This window comes from Serinicoccus kebangsaanensis (genome assembly GCF_008919445.1).
Classification (GTDB): Bacteria; Actinomycetota; Actinomycetes; order Actinomycetales; family Dermatophilaceae; genus Ornithinicoccus; species Ornithinicoccus kebangsaanensis.
On record NZ_VSLG01000011.1, the window covers coordinates 34,780 to 60,719 of the forward strand.

The 25,940-nt window shown below is 71.9% G+C and carries 21 protein-coding genes; 10 read left to right on the forward strand and 11 right to left on the reverse strand.

Annotated elements, in window-relative coordinates:
* Positions 1–12: 12 nt before the first annotated feature.
* Positions 13–846, reverse strand: coding sequence for a purine-nucleoside phosphorylase (locus tag FXF60_RS11905; RefSeq protein ID WP_151526195.1), 834 nt, complete (start codon positions 844–846; stop codon positions 13–15).
* Between the two features lie 31 nt (positions 847–877).
* Between FXF60_RS11905 and FXF60_RS11910 the strand changes: the two genes are divergently transcribed.
* Complete coding sequence (locus tag FXF60_RS11910; RefSeq protein WP_151526196.1) at positions 878–2,344, forward strand: NAD(P)H-quinone dehydrogenase; 1,467 nt, start codon at positions 878–880, stop codon at positions 2,342–2,344.
* 314 nt (positions 2,345–2,658) lie between these two features.
* Here the strand turns inward: FXF60_RS11910 and FXF60_RS11915 are convergent, their stop codons facing one another.
* Entirely contained in the window at positions 2,659–4,437 is a 1,779-nt protein-coding gene (locus FXF60_RS11915; RefSeq protein WP_151526197.1) for an acetyl/propionyl/methylcrotonyl-CoA carboxylase subunit alpha, read from the reverse strand.
* 55 nt (positions 4,438–4,492) lie between these two features.
* Positions 4,493–4,879 carry a MerR family transcriptional regulator gene (locus FXF60_RS11920; protein ID WP_151526198.1) on the reverse strand — a complete coding sequence of 129 codons (387 nt, stop codon included), beginning with the start codon at positions 4,877–4,879 and terminating at the stop codon, positions 4,493–4,495.
* A 125-nt stretch (positions 4,880–5,004) separates the two neighbouring features.
* Here FXF60_RS11920 and FXF60_RS11925 point away from each other — a divergent pair, with 125 nt between their 5' ends.
* The 7 genes from FXF60_RS11925 (at position 5,005) to FXF60_RS11955 (ending at position 13,715) form a co-directional block, all read left to right on the forward strand.
* The gene (locus FXF60_RS11925; protein WP_151526199.1) at positions 5,005–6,189 is read left to right on the forward strand and encodes an acyl-CoA dehydrogenase family protein; all 1,185 of its coding nucleotides are present in this window, start codon (positions 5,005–5,007) and stop codon (positions 6,187–6,189) included.
* A 23-nt stretch (positions 6,190–6,212) separates the two neighbouring features.
* The gene (locus tag FXF60_RS11930) at positions 6,213–7,787 is read left to right on the forward strand and encodes an acyl-CoA carboxylase subunit beta (protein ID WP_238335833.1); all 1,575 of its coding nucleotides are present in this window, start codon (positions 6,213–6,215) and stop codon (positions 7,785–7,787) included.
* Between the two features lie 309 nt (positions 7,788–8,096).
* Positions 8,097–8,438: an ArsR/SmtB family transcription factor gene (locus tag FXF60_RS11935; RefSeq protein ID WP_151526201.1), complete on the forward strand. Its 342-nt coding sequence runs from the start codon at positions 8,097–8,099 to the stop codon at positions 8,436–8,438.
* Complete coding sequence (locus tag FXF60_RS11940) at positions 8,435–8,872, forward strand: SRPBCC family protein (protein ID WP_151526202.1); 438 nt, start codon at positions 8,435–8,437, stop codon at positions 8,870–8,872. Before FXF60_RS11935 ends, FXF60_RS11940 begins: the two co-directional genes overlap by 4 nt.
* A 36-nt stretch (positions 8,873–8,908) precedes the next feature.
* Positions 8,909–10,156: a non-homologous end-joining DNA ligase gene (ligD, locus tag FXF60_RS11945; RefSeq protein ID WP_367889965.1), complete on the forward strand. Its 1,248-nt coding sequence runs from the start codon at positions 8,909–8,911 to the stop codon at positions 10,154–10,156.
* Between the two features lie 78 nt (positions 10,157–10,234).
* Positions 10,235–11,704 carry a lipase family alpha/beta hydrolase gene (locus FXF60_RS11950; RefSeq protein WP_151526203.1) on the forward strand — a complete coding sequence of 490 codons (1,470 nt, stop codon included), beginning with the start codon at positions 10,235–10,237 and terminating at the stop codon, positions 11,702–11,704.
* Between the two features lie 4 nt (positions 11,705–11,708).
* On the forward strand, positions 11,709–13,715 hold the full coding sequence (locus FXF60_RS11955; protein ID WP_151526204.1) for a hypothetical protein: 2,007 nt from the start codon (positions 11,709–11,711) through the stop codon (positions 13,713–13,715).
* Positions 13,716–13,728: 13 nt separating this feature from the next.
* Here FXF60_RS11955 and FXF60_RS16575 read toward each other — a convergent pair whose 3' ends face one another.
* From FXF60_RS16575 to FXF60_RS11990, 7 genes are all read right to left on the reverse strand, one after another.
* Positions 13,729–15,087, reverse strand: coding sequence for a hypothetical protein (locus FXF60_RS16575; protein ID WP_192796718.1), 1,359 nt, complete (start codon positions 15,085–15,087; stop codon positions 13,729–13,731).
* Between the two features lie 68 nt (positions 15,088–15,155).
* Entirely contained in the window at positions 15,156–15,713 is a 558-nt protein-coding gene (locus FXF60_RS11965) for a GNAT family N-acetyltransferase (protein ID WP_238335834.1), read from the reverse strand.
* Positions 15,710–17,629 carry a S9 family peptidase gene (locus FXF60_RS11970; protein WP_151526205.1) on the reverse strand — a complete coding sequence of 640 codons (1,920 nt, stop codon included), beginning with the start codon at positions 17,627–17,629 and terminating at the stop codon, positions 15,710–15,712. Before FXF60_RS11970 ends, FXF60_RS11965 begins: the two co-directional genes overlap by 4 nt.
* A 101-nt stretch (positions 17,630–17,730) precedes the next feature.
* Positions 17,731–18,726 (reverse strand): dihydrofolate reductase, encoded by a 996-nt coding sequence (locus FXF60_RS11975; RefSeq protein ID WP_151526206.1) that lies wholly within the window; start codon positions 18,724–18,726, stop codon positions 17,731–17,733.
* Complete coding sequence (locus tag FXF60_RS11980) at positions 18,723–19,544, reverse strand: thymidylate synthase (protein ID WP_151526207.1); 822 nt, start codon at positions 19,542–19,544, stop codon at positions 18,723–18,725. Before FXF60_RS11980 ends, FXF60_RS11975 begins: the two co-directional genes overlap by 4 nt.
* A 35-nt stretch (positions 19,545–19,579) precedes the next feature.
* Complete coding sequence (locus tag FXF60_RS11985) at positions 19,580–20,413, reverse strand: alpha/beta fold hydrolase (protein ID WP_151526208.1); 834 nt, start codon at positions 20,411–20,413, stop codon at positions 19,580–19,582.
* Entirely contained in the window at positions 20,410–21,267 is an 858-nt protein-coding gene (locus FXF60_RS11990) for an alpha/beta fold hydrolase (protein ID WP_192796720.1), read from the reverse strand. The genes FXF60_RS11985 and FXF60_RS11990 overlap by 4 nt, the downstream gene beginning before the upstream one ends.
* A gap of 98 nt (positions 21,268–21,365) precedes the next feature.
* Here FXF60_RS11990 and FXF60_RS11995 point away from each other — a divergent pair, with 98 nt between their 5' ends.
* Complete coding sequence (locus tag FXF60_RS11995) at positions 21,366–23,330, forward strand: alpha/beta fold hydrolase (RefSeq protein WP_151526210.1); 1,965 nt, start codon at positions 21,366–21,368, stop codon at positions 23,328–23,330.
* A 26-nt stretch (positions 23,331–23,356) separates the two neighbouring features.
* On the opposite strand, the gene FXF60_RS12000 is transcribed toward FXF60_RS11995, so the two are convergent.
* Positions 23,357–24,187 (reverse strand): DMT family transporter, encoded by an 831-nt coding sequence (locus FXF60_RS12000; RefSeq protein WP_151526211.1) that lies wholly within the window; start codon positions 24,185–24,187, stop codon positions 23,357–23,359.
* Between the two features lie 66 nt (positions 24,188–24,253).
* On the opposite strand from FXF60_RS12000, the gene FXF60_RS12005 reads away from it, so the two are divergent.
* A complete protein-coding gene (locus FXF60_RS12005; RefSeq protein WP_151526212.1) occupies positions 24,254–25,939 on the forward strand; it encodes a ribonuclease J in 1,686 nt (561 codons plus the stop codon).
* The last annotated feature ends 1 nt before the right edge of the window (position 25,940 follow it).

Consider the following 25,940-nt stretch of genomic DNA (forward strand, 5'->3'; position numbering starts at 1 on the left):
GCGGCGGTCGGCTCAGATGCGCTCGACGATGCGGGCCAGCAGCTCGCCGCAGCGCTCCGCCGCAGCGGCGCCGGCGTCGATGACCTCCTGGTGGTCCAGCGGCGTCTCGCTGATGCCGGCCGCCGGGTTGGTGACCAGCGAGACCCCCAGCAGCTCGAGCCCCGCCTGCCGGGCCGCGATCGCCTCCAGGGCGGTCGACATACCCACCAGGTCGCCACCGAGCACCTTGGCCATCTGGACCTCGGCCGGGGTCTCGTAGTGCGGCCCGGGGAACTGCACGTAGACGCCCTCGTCCAGGCCGGCGTCGACCTCGCGGGCGAGCTCTCGCAGCCGGGGCGAGTAGAGGTCGGTGAGGTCGACGAAGGTGGCGCCCTCGACGGGCGAGGTCGCGGTGAGGTTGATGTGGTCCTTGATGAGCACCGGTGTGCCCGGTGCCCACTCGGGCCGCAGCCCACCGCAACCGTTGGTGAGCACGATCGTCGAGCATCCCGCGGCTGCCGCGGTGCGGACCGCGTGCACGACGGAGCGCACGCCCTTGCCCTCGTAGAAGTGGGTGCGGGTGCCGTAGACGAGGACCCGTCGCCCGTTCGGGAGGGGGATGGAGCGCATCGTGCCCGAGTGGCCGGCGACGGCGGCCGCCGCGAACCCGGGCACGTCGGCGTGGTCGATCTCGGTGTCCGGCTGCCCCAGCGCGTCGGCGGCGGGCTTCCAGCCGCTGCCCAGCACGAGCGCGATGTCGTGCCGGTCGGCCCCGGTGCGCTGCGCGATGACCTCGGCCGCCGCCTGCGCCACCTCCACCGGGTCGGTCGTCGGGTCCGCGAGGTCGGGGGTTGCACCAGTAGTCACGGGGTCAGGGTAGCGATGGTTGGATGGGAGCGTGAGTGCTGGCAACAAGTCCGTCGTCGTGATCGGTGGTGGCCCGGGTGGCTACGAAGCCGCCCTGGCTGCCGCGCAGCTGGGCGCGGAGGTGACCGTCGTCGAGCGGTCCGGTCTCGGTGGCGCCGCCGTCCTGACCGACTGCGTGCCGAGCAAGGCGCTCATCGCGACCGCCGACTTCATGGACCGGTTCAGCGCGGCCAAGCGGATCGGCGTGCACTTCGACGGTGCCCAGGTGCCGGGCGACCAGGGCGTCACCGCGCACATCGCCGACGTCAACACGCGCATCCTGGACCTCGCGCGGGCGCAGAGCCGCGACATCGGCGAGCGGCTCGAGTCGGCCGGCGTCGAGGTCGTGCAGGGAGCCGGGTCCCTGCTCGAGGGCGGCAGGGTGCAGATCCTGGAAGGGGTGGAGGACGTCGCCTCGGGGGAGGAGCCGGCGCCGCACGACGAGGACTGCGACTCCTCGCGGGAGCGGCGCGAGCTGGACGCGGACGTGGTGCTGGTCTCGACCGGGGCGCGTCCCCGGGTGCTGGAGTCGGCCCGCCCGGACGGTGAGCGGATCCTCACCTGGCAGCAGATCTGGGACCTCACCGAGCTGCCCGAGCACCTCGTGGTCATCGGATCCGGCGTGACCGGCGCGGAGCTGGCCCACGCCTACCTCGGCCTGGGGTGCCAGGTGACGCTGATCTCCTCCCGGGACCGGGTGCTGCCGGGCGAGGACGCCGACGCCGCCAACGTGGTGGAGGAGGTCTTCCGCCGCCGGGGGATGACGGTGCTGAACCGCTCACGCGCGGGGGCGGTGCGCCGCGAGGGGGACGGCGTCGTGGTGACCCTCGAGGACGGCCGGGAGGTGGCGGGCAGCCACGCCCTGCTGGCGGTGGGCTCGATCCCCAACACCTCGGACATGGGGCTGGAGGGGGCCGGGGTGCGGCTGAGCGGCTCCGGACACATCGAGGTGGACCGGGTGTCGCGGACCAGCGCGCCGGGGGTGTATGCGGCCGGCGACTGCACGGGTGTCTTCCCGCTCGCGTCGATCGCGGCGATGCAGGGCCGGATCGCGGTGGCGCACGCGCTGGGCGACGCGGTGGCCCCGCTGTCCCTCGGCAAGGTGAGCTCGAACATCTTCACCGACCCCGAGATCGCCACCGTCGGCGTGAGCCAGGCCGACGTGGACGAGGGCCGGGTGGATGCCCGGGCGGTCATGCTGCCGCTCACCAAGAACCCGCGGGCCAAGATGCAGAACCTGCAGGACGGCTTCGTCAAGCTCTTCGCCCGCAGCGGCAGCGCGACCATCGTCGGGGGAGTGGTGGTGGCGCCCCGGGCCAGCGAGCTGATCTTCCCGATCGCGCTCGCCGTCGCCAACCGGCTCAACGTCGACCAGTTCTCCGCCACCTTCACGGTCTACCCGTCGATGAGCGGCTCCCTCTCTGAGGCCGCCCGGCAGCTGCACGAGATCGCCGACTGACCCCACCGACCGGCCGCACGGTCTGCGTCGACCGGCCGCACGGTCTGCGTCGACCGGCCGCACGGTCTGCGTCGACCGGGCGCACGGTTTGCGTCGACCGGGCGTCGCGTGTGGTTGCTCTCAGGCCGACCGGGCGTCGCGTGTGGTTGCGGGGCGAGGTCTCAGCCAACCATTGACGACGCTCGGTGGGGGTTCAGCCAACCATTGACGACGCTCGGTGGGGGTTCAGCCAACCATTGACGACGCTCGGTGGAGGTTCAGCCAACCATTGACGACGCTCGGTGGGGGTTCAGCCAACCATTGACGACGCTCGGTCAGTCCTTGAGCTCGCAGATGGCGGCGCCGTTGGTCACCGTGTCGCCGACGGCGGCGGACAGGCCGGTCACGGTGCCGGACTTGTGCGCCTTGATCGGCTGCTCCATCTTCATCGCCTCCAGCACGACCACCACGTCGCCCTGGGCCACGCTCTGGCCCTCCTCGACGGCGATCTTGACGATGGTGCCCTGCATCGGCGCCGTCACCGCGTCGCCGGAGGTCGCGGCCCCGCCACCTCCACCACGGGTGCGCTTGGGCGCCTTCTTCCGTCCCCCCGTGGCACCGCCGCCGGCTGCCCCGAGGGCGAGACCGGCGGGCAGCGAGACCTCGAGCCGCTGACCGCCGACCTCGACGACGACCTGCTGCCGCTCGCCCTGCTCGCCGGGCTCGTCGGCCGTCGGTCCGGAGTAGGGCTCGATCTGGTTGTCGAAGTCCGTCTCGATCCACCGGGTATGCACGGTGAAGGCTGCGTCCGGGTCCTCGGGGGCGAACGCCGGGTCCGACACCACGGCCCGGTGGAAGGGGAGCACGGTCGGCATACCCTCCAGCTCGAACTCCGCGAGCGCCCGCCGCGAGCGCGCCAGCGCCTCGGCGCGGGTGCGGCCGGTCACGACGAGCTTGGCCAGCATGGAGTCGAAGGCCCCGGCCACGGTGTCGCCCTCGACCACGCCGGAGTCCAGGCGCACGCCCGGACCCGACGGGGGGCGGAAGACCAGGGCCGTGCCCGGCGCGGGCATGAAGTCGCGCCCCGCGTCCTCGGCGTTCAGGCGGAACTCGAAGGAGTGCGCGTGCGGCACCGGGTCGTCGTAGCCCAGCTCCTCGCCGTCGGCGATGCGGAACTGCTCACGCACCAGGTCGACGCCGGTCACCTCCTCGGTGACGGGGTGCTCCACCTGCAGCCGGGTGTTGACCTCCAGGAAGGAGATGTCGCCCTCCGGGCCGACGAGGAACTCGCAGGTGCCGGCACCGACATAGCCGGCCCTGCTCAGGATCGCCTTGCTCGCCCGCACCAGCTCGGCGTGCTGCTCCTCGGACAGGAAGGGCGCGGGCGCCTCCTCGACGAGCTTCTGGTTGCGGCGCTGCAGCGAGCAGTCCCGGGTGGACACGACGACGACGTTGCCGTGCTGGTCGGCCAGGCACTGTGTCTCCACGTGCCGGGGGCGGTCCAGGAACCGCTCCACGAAGCACTCGCCCCGACCGAAGGCGGTGACCGCCTCGCGCACCGCGGAGTCGTACAGGTCCGGGATCTCCTCCATCGTGCGGGCCACCTTGAGGCCACGCCCGCCGCCGCCGTAGGCCGCCTTGATCGCCACCGGCAGCCCGTGCTCCTCGGCGAACGCGACGACCTCGTCCGGTCCCTCCACCGGGTCGGTCGTCCCTGGCACCAGCGGCGCCTCGGCGTCGAGCGCGATGTGCCGTGCCTTGACCTTGTCGCCGAGGGCGTCGATCGCCTCGGGGGAGGGGCCGATCCAGGTCAGTCCTGCCTCGGTCACCGCCGCCGCGAAGGAGGCGTTCTCGGCGAGGAAGCCGTAGCCGGGGTGCACGGCGTCCGCGCCGGCCTGACGGGCGACGTCGAGCAGCTTCTGCTGGACCAGGTAGGACTCACCGGGGGTGGCCCCGCCCAGGGCGTACGCCTCGTCGGCCACCTTGACGTGCAGCGCGTCGCGGTCGGGGTCGGCGTAGACGGCGACCGAGCCCAGGCCCGCGTCCTGGCAGGCGCGGGCGATACGCACGGCGATCTCGCCGCGGTTGGCTATGAGGACCTTGCTGATCGGCATGGGGGTCACCCTAGACCCAGAGGTATGCCGTCCCGCGCCACAGGTGCGGGGGTGCTCAACTCAGCCGCTCCACGTCCTCGGCGCAGCGCTGCTCCAGCTCGTCCAGCTCGCGCAGGCTGTCCTCGATGTCCCGCCGGCGACGCTCGAGGTCGGCGCGGCGGTCGCCGATCTGGGACAGCAGGTAGCGCAGCTGGCCGACCTCTCCCGGCTGGTCGTCGTACATGTCCAGGATGGTGGCGATCTCCTCCAGCGAGAAGCCCAGCCGACGTCCGCGCAGGATGAGCGAGAGGCGGGTGCGCTCCCGGCGGTGGTAGATGCGGCGCTGGCCCTCGCGGTCCGGCGCGAGCAGCCCGAGGTGCTCGTAGTGGCGCAGGGCCCGATGGGTCACGTCGTAGTCGTCGGCCATCTGCGCGATGGTCCACGTCGTTGTGGCGTCAGTCATGGTTGTCCTTACGTCAAGGTGCCTACCGACATCTTGCTTGACCTTCGCGTCAACGTCAAGCAGGATGGGAGGACGGCTGGCGGTCCCGCCACCACCGGTGAAGTTGAGCGAGGAGGCGGACGAGGATGTTCGAACTGACGCAGGACCACGAGGAGTTCCGCCAGCTGGTGCGCGAGTTCGCGACGGGGGAGATCGCACCGCACGTCGACAAGTGGGACGCCGACGCCCACTTCCCGACCGACCTGGTGCCCAAGATGGGTGAGCTCGGGCTCTTCGGTCTCAACGCACCGGAGGAGTTCGGCGGGGCGGGCACCGAGCACGGGGGCTTCACCTACACCTGCCTGGCGATCGAGGAGCTGGGGCGGATCGACCAGTCGATCGGGATCACCCTGTCCGCGGGCGTGGGCCTGGGCATCAACCCGATCCTGTCCTTCGGGACCCAGGAGCAGAAGGAGCGCTACCTGCCCGACCTGCTCGCGGGCAAGGCGCTGGCCGGCTTCGGGCTGACGGAGCCGGATGCCGGGTCGGACGCCGCCGCCAGCAAGACGAAGGCGGTCCTGGACGACGGCGACTGGGTCATCAACGGGTCCAAGGCCTTCATCACCAACTCCGGGACCGACATCACCTCCGTGGTGACCGTCACCGCCAGGACCGGCCAGACCGCTGACGGCAAGCCGGAGATCAGCGCGATCATGGTGCCCGCCGGCACCGACGGCTTCGAGGTCGAGCCGGCCTACCGCAAGCTGGGCTGGCACATCTCCGACACCCACGGGCTGACCTTCGCCGACTGCCGGGTGCCCGAGGACCACCTGCTCGGCGAGCGGGGCGAGGGCTTCAAGCAGTTCCTCAAGACCCTGGACGACGGGCGGATCGCGATCTCGGCGCTCGCCGTCGGCTGCGCCCAGCGGATGCTGGAGGAGTGCACGGCCTACAGCCAGGAGCGCACCGCCTTCGGCCGGCCGATCGCCGTCAACCAGGGCGTGTCCTTCCAGATCTCCGACCTGGCGGTCATGGTCGAGGCGGCCCGTCTGCTCACCTACAAGGCGGCCTGGCTCAAGGACGAGCAGGAGGCCGGTCGGCGCTCGGTCGCCGAGGTGAAGCAGGCCGCGGCCGTCGCCAAGCTCTACTCCACCGAGGCCGCCGTCACCTCCACCCGCATCGCCACCCAGGTCTTCGGGGGCAACGGCTTCATGGAGGAGTACCCCGTCGCCCGGTTCTACCGCGACTCCAAGATCCTCGAGATCGGCGAGGGGACGTCCGAGGTGCAGCGCATGGTCATCGCGCGCGGTCTCGGTCTGCCCGCGCGCTGAGGCCGGCTGGCACGATGGTCGACATGGACACCACGGGCAGCGCACCGGGGCCGACCGGCGGTGACGCCCGGGTGACCGAGCTGCGCAGCCGGCTGGAGACGGCATACCAGGCGTCGGCCGAGCCGACCGAGCGCGCCCGCCAGAAGCTCGACGACCAGAACAAGCTCTACGTCCGTGAGCGGATCGCGCTGCTCTTCGACGAGGGGACCTTCGTCGAGGACGCGAGGTATGCCAACGCCACCGCGGAGGGGCTGCCCGCCGACGGTGTGGTGACCGGCCGGGGCGAGGTGGACGGGCGCGCGGCGATCGTGGTCGCGAACGATCCGACGGTCAAGGCCGGGTCCTGGGGGGCGCGGACGGTCGAGAAGATCATCCGGGCCACTGAGGCGGCGCTGCGCGAGGAGCTGCCGATCTTCTGGTTCGTGGACTCCGCGGGTGCGCGGATCACCGACCAGGTCGACCTCTTCCCCGGGCGGCGCGGCGCCGGCCGGATCTTCCACAACCAGGTGGCGCTGTCCGGCAAGGTGCCGCAGATCTGCTGCCTGTTCGGGCCGAGCGCCGCCGGGGGCGCCTACATCCCGAGCTTCACCGACCTCATCATCATGGTGGAGGGCAACGCGTCGATGTATCTCGGCAGCCCCCGGATGGCCGAGATGGTCGTGGGGGAGCAGGTCAGCCTGGAGGAGATGGGCGGGGCGCGGATGCACTGCACCGTCTCGGGCGTGGGTGACCTGCTGGCCGCGGACGACACCGAGGCGATCGAGCTGGCGCGCCACTTCTTCTCCTACCTGCCCGAGTCCTGGCGTGCCCCCGTGCCCGCCTACCAGGCGGAGGAGCCGGCGGCGCCGCTGGAGCGGCATACCGTCCCCGAGGCGGAGTCGGTGCCCTTCGACGTGCACGACGTCATCGACGGCATCGTCGACGACGACAGCTTCTTCGAGGTCAAGCCGCTCTTCGCCGCAGAGCTGGTCGTGGGTCTGGGGCGGGTCGACGGCCAGACCGTCGGGATCGTCGCCAACAACTCGGCGGTCAAGGGCGGGGTGCTCTTCACCGACTCGGCCGACAAGGCGGCGCGCTTCATCTGGCTGTGCGACGCCTACGGCATACCCCTCATCTATCTGGCGGACGTCCCCGGCTTCATGATCGGGTCCGAGGTCGAGCGCGGCGGCATCATCCGGCACGGCGCGAAGATGGTCTCGGCGGTCAGCGAGGCGACGGTGCCGCAGCTGTGCATCGTGCTCCGGAAGGCCTACGGCGCCGGGCTGTATGCCATGGGCGGGCCCGGTTTCGGACCGGACGCGACGATCGCGCTCCCGACCGCACGGATCGCGGTGATGGGCCCGGAGGCGGCCGTGAACGCGGTCTACGCCAACAAGATCGCCGGGATCGAGGACGAGGCCGAGCGGCAGCGCTTCATCGACGCGCGGCGGGCGGAGTACCTCGAGGACGTCGACCTCGAGCGGCTGGCCGCCGACCTGGTCATCGACGCGATCACCGAACCGGAGGACCTCCGCGCGGAGATCGTGCACCGGCTCCGGTATGCCGCACGCCGGGACCGGCACTTCTCCACCCGACGCCGGAGCATCCCGCCGGTCTGATGAGGCGGGAACGGGCGCGGGCGGGCAGGGGACCCCTGCTCCTGGGTGCGCTGGGAGCGGTGATCGTGGTGACTGGCCTCGTGGTGATGCTCACAGCACCCCAGGAGTTCGGGTGGTTCGCCTATCAACCGCTGCCGCTCGAGCAGCCCCTTCCTCATGGCGTGACGGCGCAGTCCGCCAGCGGCGTGGCCCTGGCAGTTCTCGGTCTTGTCCTGCTCTCGCTCGCGGTGGGATACCGCTTCGGGTTGCAGCGGGGACGGGGTGAAGAAACAGTTAACCGATAAGTTCAGTGTCTGCTACGCTGCACCCGTGCCTGACATCGACGCCGCAGCGACGGCGATCGCGCACGTCTCACGGCGGACCATGGTCGAGCGGCTGGTGACCGGCCCGGCGACCGTGTCCGAGCTCGCCACGCTGCTCGAGGTCAGCCTGCCGGCGACCCTCAAGCACCTCGACCGGCTGGAGGAGGGCGGGGTCGTGCAGCGCAGCAAGCACGGCCGCGTGGTCACGGTGACCCTCGTGCCGGGTGCGCTGGAGCCGCTCGGTGAGTGGGCGGCGCGCACCCGGCTCTTCTGGTCACACCATCTGGATCGGTATGCCGCTCACCTCGGCGCCGAGTCATCGCACCGCGACGAAGGGAACACCCCATGAGCGCTACCACCATCACCATCTCCCGGCACGTGCCCGCCGACGCAGAGCGAGCCTTCCACGCCTGGATGGATCCCGACGAGCTGGCGCAGTGGTGGTGGCCGCAGTGGCCGGACACGACCTACGAGATCGACCCGCGCGAGGGCGGAGCGGTGCGGATCTACAGCGCCGCGGTCGGGATGGGGGTGACCGGCACCATCACCACCTACGACCGGCCGCGGAAGTTCTCCATGACCTGGATCTGGATCAGCGACGGGTCCGAGGCAGAGGTCGACGGCGCGCCGGTGGTGGACACCGTGCAGGTGGTCTTCGACGAGGGGTCGGACGGCACCGAGGTGACCGTGCGCCACACCTCGACCGAGCACGAGGAGGACGGCGGCGCCGAGCAGGGGTGGAACGACGTGCTGGACCGGCTGCCCGGACACCTGTCCGGCTGAGTCCGTCGCGCCCGCCGGGCAGGGCAGGATGGGTGCATGGCGGACACGACGGACCCCTGGCCGGACGGCATACCCGCCCGGGCGCGGCGGTCGCTGGAGGCGGCGGGCTACACCGGGCTGGGTGACCTGGCAGGCGCACCGATGCTCGAGATCGCCGACCTCGAGGGCGTCGGCCCGGCCACGATCACCCGGCTGGCGGACGCCCTGGAGGCTGCAGGCACGCCGCTGACCGGGACGGAGGAGGCCTTCCGGCACTGGCGCTCGCAGCAGGGTCGCCCGGGCTCCGCGAAGTGGTCGGGAGGCTCCGGCCGACGCTCCTCGTCGGACCGGAAGAAGGAGGACGTCGGCCAGCCGGTGCACCTCGACGTCGACGGGCGCAGCGTGCGGGTCTCGAGCCCGAACCGCGTCTACTTCCCCGAGCGCGGCTGGACCAAGCTCGACGTCGCGCGCTACTACCTGGCCGTCGGTCCCGGCATACTCCGCGGGCTGCGTGACCGGCCGACGATGCTGCACCGCTTCCCGGACGGGCTGGCGGGGGAGAAGGTCTACCAGAAGCGGCTGCCCAAGGGCGCGCCGGACTGGGTGCCGACGATCCGGCTGCACTTCCCGCGGTTCGACCAGTATGCCGACGAGCTCGCCCCCGCGACCGTCGCCGACGTGGTCTGGGCCGTGCAGATGTCCACCGTGGAGTTCCACCCGTGGAACGTGCGGGCCGCCGACGTCGACCGACCCGACGAGTGGAGGATCGACCTGGACCCGATGCCGGAGGCGACCTTCGAGGACGTGCGCGCCGTCGCCGGCGTGTGCCGCGAGGTCCTCGACGAGCTGGGGATCACCGGCTACCCCAAGACCTCGGGCGGGTCCGGGCTGCACGTCTACGTGCGGATCCGGCCGGAGTGGGAGTTCGCCGACGTCCGACGGGCTGCCTGGGGGTTCGCCAGCGAGGTCGTGTCCCGGATCCCGCAGCGGGCGACCGTGGAGTGGTGGCGCAAGGACCGCGACCCACGCCACGTCTTCGTCGACTTCAACCAGAACGCCCGCGACCACACGCTCGCCGCGGCATACTCGCTGCGGGGGCTGCCGCAGGGCACGGTCTCGACCCCCTTCGCGTGGGACGAGCTGGACGACATCGACCCGCAGGACCTCACCCTCGCGACGGTGCCCGAGCGGTTCGCGACGATCGGCGACCCGCACGAGGCCATCGACGAGCAGGCCTTCGGCCTGGAGCCGTTGCTGGAGTGGGCCGAGCGCTTCGAGCAGGACGCCGAACCACCGCCGGAGTAGCACGCCCGGGCCGGCGATGTATCTGCCGGGGTCGGTCGGGCTCACCATCGCGAAGTCTCCGACAAGGCGGTGCGGATCATGCGTGACCTGGTCATCACGCTCCCCGGGATCATGGGCAGCTGCCTGCGCCGTGATGCGGAGTCGCTGTGGGACCCCGGCCCCGGCCTGGTGACCAAGCTGCTGCGCCATCGTCGTTGGGTCGCCGGCCTCGCGCTGGACCCGGACGACGACCCGACCCTGGCACTCGCGCCGGACGGGGTGGTGCCCACCACGCCGATCCGGTCCCACACCATCGTGCCCGGGCTGGTCGAGCTGGACGGCTACACCGAGCTGGACGGCGCGGTGCGCCGCGCCTTCCCGGAGCTCATCGAGGGCGATCCCCTCCGGCCCGGGCAGCGGCTGGACGGGCGTGACCCGCAGCAGGCCGGTGTGCCCGACTACTACCAGTTCGCCTACGACTGGCGTCGCGACGTCCGGTCCGCCGCGCTCCGTTTGCACGACCTCGTCGAGGTCGCCCTGCCCGCGCTCGTGGCCCAGCGCAGCCCGCAGGCCAAGGTGGTCCTCGTCGGGCACTCCATGGGTGGCCTCGTCGCCCGCTACTACCTCTACGGCACCGACCTGCGCACCGGGACGGCGCTCGCCGGGTGGCGCAACGTGCGCGAGGTGCTGACCCTGGGGACGCCCTACCGGGGCTCGGTCGACGCGTTGTCCTACCTGCTCTTCGGCTACCGCAAGCTCTTCGTCGACCTGACCGACGCGGCCCGCAGCTTCCCGTCGATCTACCAGCTGCTCCCGCGCTACCGGGTGGTCCACGACCAGCGCTCCGGCGAGGACCGGTGGCTCTACCCGCACGAGCTCGGAGGGTATGCCGGGCTGGACGTCCCCCGTGCCCGCTCCGCCTACGAGGACTTCCACGGGGTGATGGACCAGGGGTTGGAGCAGGCCGAGAGCGCAGGTCGACGGCTGACGACGCCGCACATCGGCTTCGGTCACCCGACCCACAACTCGGTGGTGCTCACCGGGCACGAGGTGGAGGTCCGGCGCTCCGCGCCGGACTACGTCGACCAGGTCTACGACAGCGGCGACGGGACGGTCCCGCTCCTGTCGGCCATCCCCTTGGAGCTGGACGAGGAGCGGTCGCGGTTGCGCTACACCAACCAGCGGCACGGCAGCCTCCAGGCGGACCGCCGCACCCTGGAGTCGGAGATCCAGCAACGTCTGCGGCAGAGCCAGAGCGGCACCTCTGACGCCCGGGAGAGCGCCGCCGCGGCGGACTCCGCGCCCGCGCTCGGCCTCGCCGGTCCGAGCGCCTTCCTCGCGGGCGAGGCCCCCTACGTCGACGTGTCGGTCACCGGGGGAGAGGAGGCAGGTGGCCTGGTGGCCCGGGTGCACGAGCTCGTGGGTGGGACGTCGACGACGGTCGAGGTCGAGGGCGGTGGCCGCGTGGATCTGCCCTCCGCACCGGGGGAGTACCGCGTCGAGGTCTCCTGCGCGTCCCCCCGACTGACCTCGACCTGCTTCTACGCCGTCGTCGAGCCGGAAGGATAGGCGGGTGGCGGCATACCCGCGCTGGGTCTGGCGCAAGGCGGAGCGCGCCTCCCTCGCGCGCTTCGTGAACGCGGGCTGCGCCGCCGGGGTGGTGCCGACGATCCGCCCCTCGGGGGAGCGGAGCGTCCACGACACGATCGCGGCCGGTGACCGTCGCGAGGTCCTGGCTGCCCTGTACGCCGCCGTGGCCGAGCTCGGCATCGACTACGACATCGAGAGCTACACGGCGGACGGCCAGCACAGCCAGGTCGTCCGCAGCCCTCCGGAGATGAGGGACCGCAGACGCGGCACCTGCCTCGACCTGGCGCTGCTGTGCTGCGGTCTGGCCCTCGACCTCACCCTGCGCCCGGTCCTGATCGTGCTCGAGGGACACGCCCTCATGGCCCTCACGGACACCGAGTTCAGCCTCGAGATCGACGCCTCCACGACCCAGGAGTCGCTGGTCGGCTGGATCGACCAGGGTCACCTGGTGCCGCTGGAGTGCACCGGCGCCGCCCGCGGGGTGGGCCTCCCGCTGAGCTTCGACGAGGCGGTCGACCGAGGTCGTGCCGTGATCCAGGAGCGGCGGATGCTCTTCGCCCTCGATCCCTATCGGCTGCAGCGGGACCAGGGACTGGAGCCCGCCTCATGCCAGCCGCGCGACCGCAGGTGGGTGGTGGCGGCGGGCGGTCTCGGGGTGGTGGCCGTGGCGGCGCTCGCAGCATGGTGGTGGGTCCCGGACCGGCAGCCGGTCTTCGACCGTGGGGTCGAGGCCGTCGTCGTGCCCGAGGTCCCCGACGTCCCGGGGGCGGCGGACTGGGTCGCCGACGGCGTGCGGCGTGCGGCGCAGGGAGGGACCACCTTCGTGGACGTGGCCGAGTGCGGCACGATCAGCCGGATCGAGGTCGGGGGGCCTGACGTCGCGCGCCGGCTGGACCTCGAGGACCCGGGCAACCCGTCCAACGTCGACGCGCTGCTCGTCGGCTCGGCAGCGCCGACCTCGGAGGAGGGGTCGACCACCTTCATGGAGCTGGAGATCGTCCCGACCTCGACCCGGCTCGCCGCTGCCGGAGATCCCGCCCTGCTCGCGCTGGGTTCCTCCCCGGCCGCAGTCGACCTGGAGCGCGACGCCCTGCTCGCCTATCCGGAGCTCCGTGTGCTGCCCGCCGTGCTGCAGGGCGTCCGCCAGCTCGACGGCGGCACCGACCAGGACCTGGCCGGAGCGGAGTGTCTCTTCGCGCTGGCCGACGACCGGTTGGCGGACGACCCGACGCCCCGGGTGCAGCGATACCGCGCATCCCTGGCCGTGCTGGCCGCGAACGGCTACATCCTGCGTGCCTCGTCCGCGGAGCAGGCGGACGAGTCGGCACTGCTGGACCAGGCCCGGGACCGGCTGGCCGCCGCCGGGACGTTGGTGCAGGCCCCGGAGGATCGGGCGGTGGTGCGGGCCAACGGGATGGCGGTCGAGGTGATGGATCTCATCGAGGACGACGGCACCCTCGCCCAGGACGTCGACGATCGCGAGGTGGACGCGCTCCTGAGCACCCTGCGACAGAGCGCCGCCGAGGTCGGGGACGCCTCGCCGGCCGCAGTCGTGGCGATGAGCTCCTCCGCCGCCCGGCTCCACCTGGCCACCTACCGCCGCGACGGCGACCCGGCTCAGGTCGATGCCGCCCTCGAGGTCACCGGCGCTGTTCTTCCCCTCACGGACCAGCTGCCCGGCTCGGCGGGGCGACGTCAGGCCGCCGAGCTGCACGAGGTGCGTGGGCTGGCCCGGCTCGCCGCCGGAGAGCACACGGCGGCGGTGGAGGAGTTCGAGCAGGCGGCTGCCTCGGCCGCGGGCGTCCAGTCGTTCCACTACCGGCTGCAGGGCGCCACGGCGCGGATGGCGCGGTGCTCCGAGGGGGACGCCGAGGAGATCGTGCGCGTCGCCGGGCAGACCCGTGCCTTCCTGGACACGCAGGTCAGCGAGGCCCTGAGCGACCAGCTGGACCAGGTCGAGCAGCTGGCGGCATCCCGCTGCCCGTCCTGAGCGACGAACCGGCTCAGCAGGACAGGTCCACGACCAGCTCGGAGCCACCGCTGCGGTATGCCGTGTCACCCGCCGCGGGGTAGGTCCGCGCGACGACGGCGTCCGCGCCGGAGCACCCGGTCGAGACCGTCGCCGTCACCGTGTAGGGCGGGTCGGCCATGCCGGCGAGTGCCTGCTCGGACTGGGCCACGGTCATCCCCACCAGGTCGGGCATCGGGGGGCAGGGGAGCCGGACCTCGAGGTTCACCGGACCGCCGAGGATGCCGTTCGGCACCGGCGACTGACGGGTCACCCGCTCGGGATCTGTCCCGCAGCTCACCGATGTCGTCAGCTCGCTCCCCGGCAGCCCGGCCGCCTGCCCTGCGTCGGCCAGGACCGCTCCGGCCTCCTCCCAGGTCTGGCCGAGGACCGGCGGCGCCGCGAGGCAGTGCTCGACGGCACTGAAGCCGGCCAGCAGGGCCTCCTGGTCGTCGGCCTCGTGCCACTGGCGCTCCTCGGTGAAGGTGACGACCCGCAGCCCGGGTTCGATCGGCCACGGGCTGCGGGTGGCTGTGGTGGAGGCGCCGCACGTGGGCGACTCCAGTGGCAGCTGGTGGGTGCCTGCGCCGTCGGTGACGGCGATCGTCCACGCACCGCCCGGTCGCTGGTCGGGGAGCGCCAGGTAGGCCGTGGAGACGTGGCGGGTGGTGCCGTCGGGTGCCGTCCGTCGGTAGGTGTGGCCGACCGGCCACAGCGTGCTCCCGTCCGAGACGGAGAGCCCGCGCGCCTGCGTGCCGGTCTGGCCGTAGCCGAGGTTGCGCTCGGGCTCGACGTCGTCGAGCGGGACCAGCGTCCCGGAGCCCCAGGTGGTGCCGGCGGGGTCGGTCACCGTGAGGGTCGCCCCGTCCGGTGCCTGGACCGAGGTGAGGCAGACGGTCCAGATGTCCTGCCGGTCCGCCAGCATGAGCGCTCTGTTGGCGGGCCGCAGCCCGGCCTGGCCCTCCACGTCGTCGGTGTCCAGCAGGCACTGGGACCGCCCGTCGTAGGTCGCGGCGTCCAGGCGGCCGAAGGCGAGGTCGAGCACCGCGTCGGCGCCGTCGGCGAGGGTCTCTCCCGTCTCCTCGTCCCCGTCCCCGGACGAGCCGCCGTCGCCACCGGCCGACCCACCGTCGCCACCGGCCGACCCACCGTCGCCACCGGAGGTGTCGCCCCCGCCGCCGGACGAGCCTGAGGAGCCTCCTCCTCCGGACGAGGACTGCTCCTCGGAGTCCCCGCCCCCGGACGAGGACTCCTCGGGGCCGGAGCCCTCACTGCTCGTGGGGCCGGTGTCGTCCGTGCTCCCGCAGCCCGCGAGCGCCAGGAACAGCGTGGCCGTGACCAGGTGTCGTCGCATAGCACACCTCCTCGCCCTGAGGAGGGACTCGGGGCGCGCTCAGATACGCAGCCCGGCTGACCGGCGGATCACGCCTCCTCGGCCAGCAGCGCGAAGCTGACGCTGTCGCGCCAGGTGCCGTCGCGGTGCAGGGACTCCTTGACGTGCCGCGCTTCCTGGCGCATGCCGACCTTGGTCATGACACGGGCGGAGGCCGGGTTGTCGGCAAAGGCGTCGGCGTACACCCGCCGCACCCCGAGCTCGAAGGCAATGGTGATGAGCTCACGCACCGCCTCGGTCGCATAGCCCTTGCCCTGGTGCTTCGGGGCGAAGACCCAGCCCAGCATCGCCTGGCTCCGGGCCGCCTGCTCCTCCACCTCCGCCTGCGACCACGCGTCCTCGACGGCCAGCAGGAGGTCCCCGACGATCTCGCCGAAAGCCTCGACGACCAGGGTCCCGCCGGACCGCTGCGCGAAGACGCGGGCGTGCGCGGCCTGATCCGTCGGGCGTCCGGAGAGCCACTGGGCGGTCTCGGGCAGGCTGCGGTAGGCGAAGACCGCCGCAGCGTCCTCGGCGAGGGGCGGACGGAGCAGCAACCGTTGCGTCCGCCGTGGCCACGGAAGGTCGCTCAGGTCGCGAGCGCTCACAGGTGCTCGCCCCACCAGTCGAGGATGTGCTCGAACCGCTGCATCCGGTGCCGAGGCTGGCCCGACCGGGTGAGCTCGTGCCCCTCGCCGGGGAAGATGAGCAGCTTGGTCGGGACACCGTTGCGCCGCAGCCGCGCGAACAGCCGCTGTCCCTGCTCCAGGGGGCAGCGGAAGTCCCGCTCGGAGTGGATGATGAGCGTGGGCGTCGTGATCTTGTCCGCCCACGTCAGGGGCGACTGCTCGTGCTGGTAGGCACCGGCATACTCGTCCGCGAAGAACCAGCCGATGTCGCTGGTGCCGGCGAAGGAGTCCCAGGCGTTGACCGCCCGCTCGCTGATCGCGGCGGAGAAGCGGTCGGTGTGCCCGACCAGCCAGGTGGTCATGAGGCCGCCGTAGGACCCGCCCTGCACCCCGACCCGACCGCTGTCGAGCCCGGGCAGGGTGAGCGCGTGGTCCAGCAGGGCGGTGAGATCGGCGACGTCGACCGTGCCGATCGCCTCCTTGACCGCCCGCCCGTGGGCGGCGCCGTAGCCGGAGCCGCCGCGCGGGTTGGCCATGACGACGGCATACCCCGCGCCGGCCAGCACCTGGGCCTCGTCGAAGAGGTTGCCCGAGTACTGCGTGTACGGCCCCCCGTGGATCATCAGCACGACCGGGTGACCCGCCTTGCGACGCGCCTTCTTCGCGGGGCGGACGAGCCAGCCGTGCACCGGGTAGCCGTCGCCGGAGGTGGCGTTCAGCTCCTCCGGCTCCAGGGGTGCGGCGGTGCCGGTGAGGTGGCTGGCGAAGTCGGTGCGCTGGGTGAGCTGCTCGCCCGGGCGGCCGACGAAGAGCTCGGAGAAGGACGCCCGCGTGCCCGCGACCGCGACGACGACGTCGGCACCGCTGGCCAGACCGGTCACCGTCACGTTGCCGTCCAGCAGCACCTCGTCGGTGGACAGGTCGCGGACGAGCGTGTCACCACGGTGCTCGAGCGCCGCCAGGACGCGGCCGTCCGCCGTGATCACCGGGGGGCAGGCGAGGTGGTCGGTCTCGGCGTCGGTGAGCGCCACGCCCGGGCCGTCCACCCGACGCAGGACGGCGTTGCGGGCGACGAAGTCCTGCTTGGAGGGACCGAGGTCGGCCGCGCCGTAGACGGCGGTGCCGTCCCGCCCCACGTGCACTCCACCTACCGAGCTGGTGCCGTCGGTGTGCCGGCGGAACGTCCTGCCGCGCAGGTCCACCGAGCACACGTCGCTCACGAGGGTGTCCGGCGTCCAGGCGCCGCGGCGGTCGCGGGAGGCGACGAAGGCGACGCGGGACCCGCCGTGCAGGAAGACCGGGGCGGTGTCGTCACCTGCGCCGGGCGTGAGCCGGTTGCTGCTCGGGACCTCGTCGTCGGCGTCGCCGAGCTCGGAGAGGTCCAGGAGGAAGATCGAGCTCGGCCGGTCCAGGACGTAGCCCAGACCGTCCGCCCGGTAGGTGCTGTGCTCGATCAGTCGAGGAGCCTCCTGGTCCGGCTTGATGTCGTCGTCGGTGCCGTAGCGGCCCTCCTCGGGGACGCGGGCGGCATACGCGATCTGGGTGCCGTCTGGCGACCAGGCGAAGGAGCTCACGCCCAGCGCTGTGTCGGTGAGCGTGCGGGCGTCCCCGCCGTCGGCGGCCATGACGTGCAGCTGCGGAGGACCGTCCTCACCCGCACGCAGGAAGGCGAGCCGGCTGCCGTCGGGGGAGTATGCCGGTGCCGAGTCGCGCGTCGACCGCGTCAGCCGGTGGGGCTCGGCGTCGTCCTCGGTGAGGTCCAGCCGCCACAGGTCGGCGCGGTAGCGGTTGTCGTCGACGTCGGGGCGGCTGACGACGAAGACGGCGTCCCGCCCGTCCGGGTGCACCGTGGGGGAGGAGAGCGTGCGGAGCTTGGTCAGGTCGCTGGGCTTCACCTGCGCGAGACTACGCCGGGATGGTCAGCCTCTCGTCGAAAGGTCCCGTGGGAGTCGGCACCTGCCCTGATTCTCACGGGACCGACGGCGAGGTCGGCGTCTCAGCGCCGCTCCCAGGTGACCCAGGCGGCGACCTCGCCCTCGCCCGGGAGCCGCGAGGACTCACGCCACACCGCCGGGTCGACCTCGGGGAAGCGGGTGCTGCCCTCCGGCGCGAGGTCGACCTCGGTCAGCACCAGCCGGTGGGCGTGCTGGATGGTCTGGGCGTAGATCTGGCCGCCGCCGGCGACGAAGACCTCGTGGTCGCCCGCCATGAGGAGGGCCTCCGGGAGGGAGTGGGCGACCTCGGCCCCCGGCGCCGTCCAGTCACGCTGCCGGGTGACGACGATCGTGCGCCGCCCGGGCAGCGCCCGCCCGATGGAGTCCCAGGTGCCTCGCCCCATGACGAGCACCCCGCCCATCGTGGTCTGCTTGAAGAAGCGGAGGTCCGCGGGCAGGTGCCACGGCATCGAGTCGCCGTCGCCGATCACGCCGCCCCGCCCTACCGCGGCGATCAGCGTCAGGGTCTGGTCGAAGCCGTGGGTCAGCAGGGACCCGACCCGTCCCGCGCGCAGCGCGTCCAGCGCCCGACGCTCGTGCGGGACCACCCGCTCCGGGAGCGCGTCCAGGGGCCACCACCGCATCTCCTGCGCCCGCTCGGGCTCGGCCACGTGCGGCTCGCCGGCCCACGTGCGTGCGCTGACGAAGACGTCGACACGCTGCTCGACGGGGTCGGGGAGGGCGCAGGTGCGGTGCAGCGTGGCGAGGTGCGACAGGTCCTGCACCGTGACCCCGACTCCCATCTCCTCTGCGGCCTCGCGGATCCCGGCCTGCCAGAAGCTCTCGCCCGGCTCGACGTGCCCGGCGGCCCCGCAGGCCCACCAGCCGTCCATGTAGGGGGTCCCGCGCCGCAGCTGCAGCAGCACCTCGGTGCCGTGCGCGCCGTCTCGCTGCAGCACGACGTAGGTGGCGGGGACGAGCCGGGCGTCGGCAGCACCCTGACCACCCCGGTCACGCGCGATCTCGCCGGGCGCGACCTCCGGGGAGCGCGAGGTCATACCGCGATCGGGGCCTTGATCGTCGGGGCGGCGACGTAGTCCCGGACCTCGACGTCCTCGAGCTCGAAGCCGTCGATCATCGTGACCTCGGGGTTCAGCCAGAGGCTCGGCAACGGCCCCGGCGTCCTGGTCAGCTGCTCCGCGGCCTGGTCGAGGTGGTTGGTGTAGAGGTGCGCGTCACCCAGCGTGTGCACGAAGTCCTTGGCCCGCAGGTCGGTCACCTGCGCCACCATGTGCGTCAGCAGGGCGTAGGAGGCGATGTTGAAGGGGACGCCGAGGAAGGTGTCGGCGCTGCGCTGGTAGAGCTGGCAGGACAGCCAGCCGCGCTGGTCCTCGTCGCCCGGGGCCGCGGGCGCGACGTAGAACTGGAAGAGGGTGTGGCACGGCGGCAGGGCCATCGAGTCCACGTCGGCGACGTTCCAGGCGGTGACGATGTGGCGCCGCGAGTCGGGGTCGCTCCGCAGCCCCGCGACGAGCCGCTGGATCTGGTCGATCGTGCCGCCGTCCGGGGTCGGCCAGGAGCGCCACTGGTGGCCGTAGACGGGCCCGAGGTCCCCCTGCTCGTCGGCCCACTCGTCCCAGATGGTGATCTTGCGCTCCTGCAGCCAGCGCACGTTGGTGTCGCCGCGGAGGAACCAGATGAGCTCGCCGATGATGGAGCGCAGGTGCAGCTTCTTGGTCGTCAGCGCCGGGAACCCCTCGGTCAGGTCGAAGCGCATCTGGTGGCCGAAGACCGACAACGTCCCCGTGCCGGTGCGATCCTCCTTGCGCACCCCCTCGCTGCGGATCCGCTCCAGGAGGTCGAGGTATGCCTGCATGCGACCACTGTAGGCGCGATCGCCGACAGGCTGTCTCAGCCACGAGCGTCAACGGCATCGAAGAATCCGCGGAGCTCCTCGGCCACTGCACGGGGATGCGTCAACGGGCCGGCGTGGCCGGCACCAGGGACAGCGTGGATCCGCGCCACGGCGAGGTGCGCGACGACATGACGAGCGCACTGCGTGAAGAACGGCCCCGTCTCGGCGCCATGCAGCACCAGCAGCGGGGAGGTGATGGCACCGAGTGTCTCGGGGTCCTCGGGCCTCGGGCCGTCGTACGTCGACACCTGGCGGAAGACCTCCAACACATGGGGTGAGTAGGCACCGGCAGCCTCGAAGTAGCCCACGTCGTCAGCAGCTGCCAGGTCAGCCTGGGTGAAGGGGTGGGCGGCGAAGGCGCGCATCGCCCCCGCCAGATCACCATCCTGGACGAGTGCTTGGCCTTGCGCCAGGGCCTGCATGAGGTCCTGGCGCTCGTCCTGGTCCATCAACGAGCTGACGAGCGGCTCGTACAGGGCAGTCGCCACGACTGCGTCGAGCCGCGCCGAGAGCGAGAGCGCGTGCCCAGCGCCGGCGGACCACCCGACCAGCCGGGTCGGCTCTCCCAGGCTCTCGACGTAGGTGGCGTAGTCCCTGCCGACCCGGTCGATCCGCAGGTTCGGATGGGTGTCGCTACGACCACGACCGCGCATGCTGGGCAGATGACAGGTGAAGCAGTCCGTGAGGTGCGGTAGCAGGGACCGCCAGTCGAGGTCGCCGTCGCCCATCACGCCCTGAAGAAGGACCAGAGAAGGCCCGCTGCCCTCCACAGTCGCGCGGATGGTGACCGCGTCGTCGGTGGTGACCTCGTGGGTCCGGCTGTGCGTCACGATCGTTCGCACCTGCTCGTCTCGATGCCGTGGACGATGTCGGCAACGGCTGCCGCCACCGGGTCCGGTGCCTGCAGGGCCAGCATGTGGTCGGCATCCGGAACGTCGACGCTGTCGCACCACGGGAACCACGTCTGCAGAACGTCCGGGGCGGCACGGAACACGGGGCGGGTGTCGGTCCCGACAACTGTGCGCACCGGGCAGCGGACAGCCGCCATCTGATCGGCGGTGAGGCCGTCGTCCCACGTCAGTCCGGGGAGGTCCGACCCGAAGGCCATGGCCGCGCCGTCCACCGAGTCACGGAAGGCGTCCGGGGCAACGCGGTCCATGCGTGCGCGCCACCCGGGCTGGAGGGTTGCGTCGTAGAAACCGGAGACGGCACCCTCGACATCGCCCGCGACGTACTTCTCCGCCGCCGGAAGGACCGACCGCAACCACTGCACACCTGCCGGGTGCGACAAAGGGACAGGGGGTTCGAGGAGGCAGAGCGAGGCCACTCGGTCGGCGTGGGACGCGGCGGCCGTCAGGGCGACGAGCGCTCCGAGCGAGTGGCCGACCAGGTGTGCGGCCCCGATGTCGAGGTGATCGAGCAGACCGACGAGGTCGGCGCCCTGATCGTCCAGCGTCAGGGGTCGCACCTGTTGGGCACGGGGGCTCTGGCCGTGTCCCTGCCGGTGATAGAGCACACGACGGCAACCGGAGAGGGCGACGGCGTGTTGGACGGGAGCAAGCATCTCGGCGCTGAGACCACCGTGGACGAGGACGACGGGTGGCCCAGCCCCGACCTCCCGGTAGGCCAGCTCGTGGTCACCGATCGCGACCTTCTCCATCGCCGGGGCCTGGGTGGCGGGCATGGTCTCCTCCTCGTGACTCCTGTGCTCGTACGGATGAAGGCGCCACCCCATGCGTCGCACCGCGACGAGACTCGTCGCGACAGCGGCCACGTGGCACCATGAGTGGTGGAGACGTCGTGATGGACACGCCGGAGACGCACTACACGCGCGCCGGGGACGCCGAGATCGCCTACCAGACGTTCGGGACCGGCCCGGTCGACCTCGTGTGGGCGTTCGGGTTGATGACGCACCTCGAGGTCAAGTGGGAGCAGCCGTCGCTGGCAGACATGCTCGGGCAGCTCTCCGGCTTCAGCAGGCTGATCCTGTTCGACCGGCGTGGGTGCGGCCTGTCCGATCGTGGCGACCGCCACCTCTCGCCGACGCTGGACGAGCGGGTCCAGGACGTGCTCGCCGTGCTGGACGCCGTCGGTTCGCCGCGCGCCTCATTGTTCGGGGTGTCCGAGGGCTGTGCCCTGGCCGCCCTGTTCGCCACTCTCCACCCCCGTCGCACCGAGAAGCTCATCCTCTACGGGGGTATCTCGCGTCTGCTCCGGGACACTGCCCACCCGTGGGGCATCTTCGATGCCGAGCAGTACGAGGCGGCCTTCGGTCCGGTCTTCCACCATTGGGGGACCGAACAAGGAGCCGTGGCTCAGGTGCGGCTGATCGCCCCGTCAGCCGTCGGTGACGCCGACTACATCTCGTGGTTCGCCAGGCAGCAGCGGCTCTCGCTCAGCCGGGACGCGGTGGTGCAGTTCATGGAGACGGCGACGCGCTACGACATCAGCGAGCTCCTGCCCGCGGTGAAGGTGCCGACACTGGTGCTCCACCGGTCCGGCGACTCCGTCGTGCCGACCAGCAGCGCCCGACGCATAGCCTCGAGCATCCCGGATGCTCGTCTGGTGGAGCTCCCCGGCGTGGGCCACCTGCCCTACATCGGTGATGCCGCGTCCGTGGTGGAAGCGATGCGCGACTTCCTCGATGTCCCGGTCCCTCACGTGCTGGTGGATCACCGTGTGGTCACCCTGCTCGCCACGGATGCGCACGGGCAGCAGGCCGCAGCCATGGTCAGGCGTTACGCCAGGCGATGGCGCGGCACGGAGGCCACCACGATGACGGGAGAGGTGGTCGTCCGCTTCGACTCGGCCACTCACGCGGTGCGGTGCGCCCTCGACCTCGTCGACGCTGCGCGAGAGGCCGAGATGGTCTTGCGAGCCGCGGTGCATACAGGGGAGTGCGAGATCGGGGGTCAGGCTGTCGGTGGGTCCGCGTCGCACGTCCCTGGCGCGCTGCTCCAGCACGTCGAACCCGGACACGTCGCGGCCACCGCAACCGTCAGAGATGTCGTGCCTGGGTCGGGCATGACCTTCATCGATGAACGCCGGGTGCTCCTGACGGGGCAGACCGAGGAGATCTTCGTCACCACGGTCGCCCTGGAGCCGCCCGCTGATGCGCCGACCGCGGCCACGGGTGAGCCAGAGCACATCTTCCGACAGGATGGCGAGTACTGGACGCTCGCCTTCGAGGACCAGGTCGTGGCCGTGCGCGACAGCAAGGGGATGCACGACCTCGGCGTGCTGCTCTCGGACCCAGGTCGAGAGCGGCACGTGCTCGACCTCTGGGCGGGGCCGCACCACGCCGGCCGGGCGCACGAGGCCGGCCGGCCGCAGGAGGGCGGTGTCATGACCACACCGTCCGGAACGGCACAACCCGTGATCGACGACGAGGCCCGCTCTCGCTACCGACGCAGGCTGGTCCAGCTCGATGAGTCGATCGGGGAGGCCCGCCTGAGTGGTGGCTCGCCGGAGCGGCTCGTGGAGGAACGCGACTGGCTCGTCCACGAACTCACCGCTGCCTACGGGATCGGGGGACGCTCGCGGACGATCAACGATCCGGCGGAGAGGGCGCGCAAGGCGATCTACCGCCGGGTCACCGATGCACTGCGTCGAATCGAGAAGTCCCATCCTGCCCTCGGCAGGCACCTGCGCCACTCGGTCCACACCGGGTTCTACTGCAGCTACGCCCCCGAGCGTGAGCTGCGCTGGACCACCAACCGCGAGGGCAGCCACCGGCCCTCCGGCTGACCAGTGAGGGCCGCAGGCCACCTAGCTCAACCGGCGGCGACGAGCCCCACGCAGAGGGCACAGAAGGCCAGGCCGACGCCCTGGCCGGTGCCGATCCGCTCCCGCAGCACGGCGGCCGCCAGGAGGACGGTGACCGCCGGGTAGAGCGAGGTCAGGACGGCGGCCACGGTCATCAGGCCGGCCTGGGTGGACAGCAGGAACCCCAGGGCGGCGAGCGTCGCCAGCACGCCGGCGAGCAGGCCTCCTCCGACCTCGACCCTCGTCCTCGGCCTCCAGCTCCCGCGCAGCAACGAGGCCGCGAGGATCACGCTGACCAGGGCGAACGCCTGGGTCACCGCCAACGGCCAGTAGCCCGCGCCGTCGGGCACCTGCCCGATGGCGGCGAAGAGCAGGCCGAACCCGAGACCGGCGAGCGCCCCGTCCAGGATCCCGCCGGCGAGCCGTCGCCCGTGCCCGGGCTCGCGGCTCACGAGCCAGATGCCCGGCAGGGCGGCGACGATGCCGCACCACACGAGCACGCCGGGTCGCTCGCCCGAGACCAGCGCCACGGCCACCGGCAGCACCGCCGCCCCCACCGCCGAGATGGGTGCCACGACCCCCATGCGTCCGGTGGCCAGGCCGCGGTAGAGGAACGCGCCACCGAGCCCGCTGCCGACCCCCGCCAGCGCGCCCCAGGCCAGGTCCGGCGCGGTCGGGTCCCCGCTCGTGAGGACGGCGATCGCGATCGCCCCGAGGAGCCCACCGACGGCGCACATGACCGCGACCGGCCACGGCGAGCTGCGCCGGGACGCCACGCCGCCCACGAAGTCGGAGAGGCCGTAGGCGACCGCCGCGCCCAGCGCCAGGAGCAGACCCATGGGCAGGAGCCTGGCAGACCTCACGCCCTGCGGGCGACGCCGACCCCTCCGGCTACCCTGTGCGCCATGAGTCACCCCCATCCCGAGCTGACCGCGCCCCCGCCCCTGCAGGACGGGGGCGTCCGCGTGATCCCGCTCGGCGGGCTGGGTGAGGTCGGGCGCAACATGGCCGTGATCGAGCACGCCGGCAAGCTCCTCGTGGTGGACTGCGGCGTGCTCTTCCCGGAGGAGCACCACCCCGGGGTCGACCTGATCCTTCCCGACTTCAGCCCGATCGAGGACCGGCTGGACGACGTCGTGGCGATCGTCCTCACCCACGGCCACGAGGACCACATCGGCGCCGTGCCCTACCTGCTGCGGCTCAAGCCGGACATCCCGCTGGTCGGGTCGCAGCTCACGCTCGCGCTCATCGAGGCCAAGCTCAAGGAGCACCGGATCACCCCGTTGACGCTGGGCGTGACCGAGGGCGGTCGCGAGCAGCTGGGGCCCTTCGACTGCGAGTTCGTGGCCGTCAACCACTCCATCCCGGACGCGCTCGCGGTCTTCATCCGCACCGCTGGCGGCACCATCCTGCACACCGGCGACTTCAAGATGGACCAGCTCCCGTTGGACGGCCGGATCACGGACCTGCGCGCCTTCGCCCGGCTGGGGGAGGAGGGCGTGGACCTGTTCATGACGGACTCCACCAACGCCCACGTCCCCGGGTTCACCACGCCGGAGCGGCAGATCGCGCCCGCGATCGAGCGGGTGTTCCACAATGCCAGCCGGCGGATCATCGTGGCGTGCTTCTCCTCGCACGTGCACCGGGTGCAGCAGGTGCTCGACGCCGCCGAGGAGTCGGGCCGCAAGGTCGCCATGGTCGGGCGCTCGATGATCCGCAACATGGGGATCGCCGCGGAGCTGGGCTACCTCCGCATCCCGGACGGGGTACTGATCGACCTCAACCGGCTCACCCAGCTGCCGGACGAGGACCAGGTGCTCGTCTGCACCGGCTCCCAGGGCGAGCCGATGGCGGCGCTGTCCCGCATGGCCAACGGTGACCACAAGATCGACGTCGGCGAGGGCGACACGGTCCTGCTCGCCTCGTCCCTCATCCCCGGCAACGAGAACGCCGTCTACCGCGTGATCAACGGCCTGACCCGTCGCGGCGCGGACGTGGTGCACAAGGAGAACGCCCTGGTGCACGTCTCCGGCCACGCGAGTGCCGGGGAGCTGCTCTACTGCTACAACATCGTCCGGCCGCGCAACGTCCTGCCGGTCCACGGGGAGTGGCGGCACATGGTCGCGAACGCCGACCTGGCGGTGCAGACCGGTGTCCCTCGCGACAACGTCGTGCTCGCCGAGGACGGCGTGGTGGTCGACCTGGTCGACGGCAGGGCGCGGGTGGCCGGCGCCGTCGACTGCGGGTATGTCTACGTCGACGGCTCCCTCGTCGGCGCGGCGGACGAGACGATGCTCAAGGACCGGCGCATCCTGCGGGACGAGGGCTTCGTCACGATCATCGTGGTGCGCGACTCCTCGACGGGCGCCATCGCCGCCGGCCCGGAGATCCAGACCCGAGGGTTCGCGGAGGGTCAGGACGTCTTCGAGCGGGTGCAGCCCAAGCTGGTCGCAGCCTTGGAGGAGGCCCGGAGCAACGGTGTCCAGGACACGCACCAGCTGCAGCAGGTGATCCGCCGGACGGTGGGCTCCTTCGTGGGCAACAAGCTGCGTCGGCGCCCGATGATCATCCCCATCGTCATCGACGCCTGAG

Excerpts from the sequence above, each read along its gene's own strand:
- FXF60_RS11915 (WP_151526197.1), bottom strand. The coding sequence starts at position 4,437 with ATGCCGATCAGCAAGGTCCTCATAGCCAACCGCGGCGAGATCGCCGTG.
- FXF60_RS11920 (WP_151526198.1), bottom strand. The coding sequence starts at position 4,879 with ATGACTGACGCCACAACGACGTGGACCATCGCGCAGATGGCCGACGAC.
- FXF60_RS11925 (WP_151526199.1), top strand. The coding sequence starts at position 5,005 with ATGTTCGAACTGACGCAGGACCACGAGGAGTTCCGCCAGCTGGTGCGC.
- FXF60_RS11930 (WP_238335833.1), top strand. The coding sequence starts at position 6,213 with ATGGACACCACGGGCAGCGCACCGGGGCCGACCGGCGGTGACGCCCGG.
- FXF60_RS11940 (WP_151526202.1), top strand. The coding sequence starts at position 8,435 with ATGAGCGCTACCACCATCACCATCTCCCGGCACGTGCCCGCCGACGCA.
- ligD (WP_367889965.1), top strand. The coding sequence starts at position 8,909 with ATGGCGGACACGACGGACCCCTGGCCGGACGGCATACCCGCCCGGGCG.
- FXF60_RS11950 (WP_151526203.1), top strand. The coding sequence starts at position 10,235 with ATGCGTGACCTGGTCATCACGCTCCCCGGGATCATGGGCAGCTGCCTG.
- FXF60_RS16575 (WP_192796718.1), bottom strand. The coding sequence starts at position 15,087 with ATGCGACGACACCTGGTCACGGCCACGCTGTTCCTGGCGCTCGCGGGC.
- FXF60_RS11975 (WP_151526206.1), bottom strand. The coding sequence starts at position 18,726 with ATGACCTCGCGCTCCCCGGAGGTCGCGCCCGGCGAGATCGCGCGTGAC.
- FXF60_RS11980 (WP_151526207.1), bottom strand. The coding sequence starts at position 19,544 with ATGCAGGCATACCTCGACCTCCTGGAGCGGATCCGCAGCGAGGGGGTG.
- FXF60_RS11990 (WP_192796720.1), bottom strand. The coding sequence starts at position 21,267 with ATGCCCGCCACCCAGGCCCCGGCGATGGAGAAGGTCGCGATCGGTGAC.
- FXF60_RS11995 (WP_151526210.1), top strand. The coding sequence starts at position 21,366 with ATGAGTGGTGGAGACGTCGTGATGGACACGCCGGAGACGCACTACACG.
- FXF60_RS12000 (WP_151526211.1), bottom strand. The coding sequence starts at position 24,187 with ATGGGTCTGCTCCTGGCGCTGGGCGCGGCGGTCGCCTACGGCCTCTCC.
- FXF60_RS12005 (WP_151526212.1), top strand. The coding sequence starts at position 24,254 with ATGAGTCACCCCCATCCCGAGCTGACCGCGCCCCCGCCCCTGCAGGAC.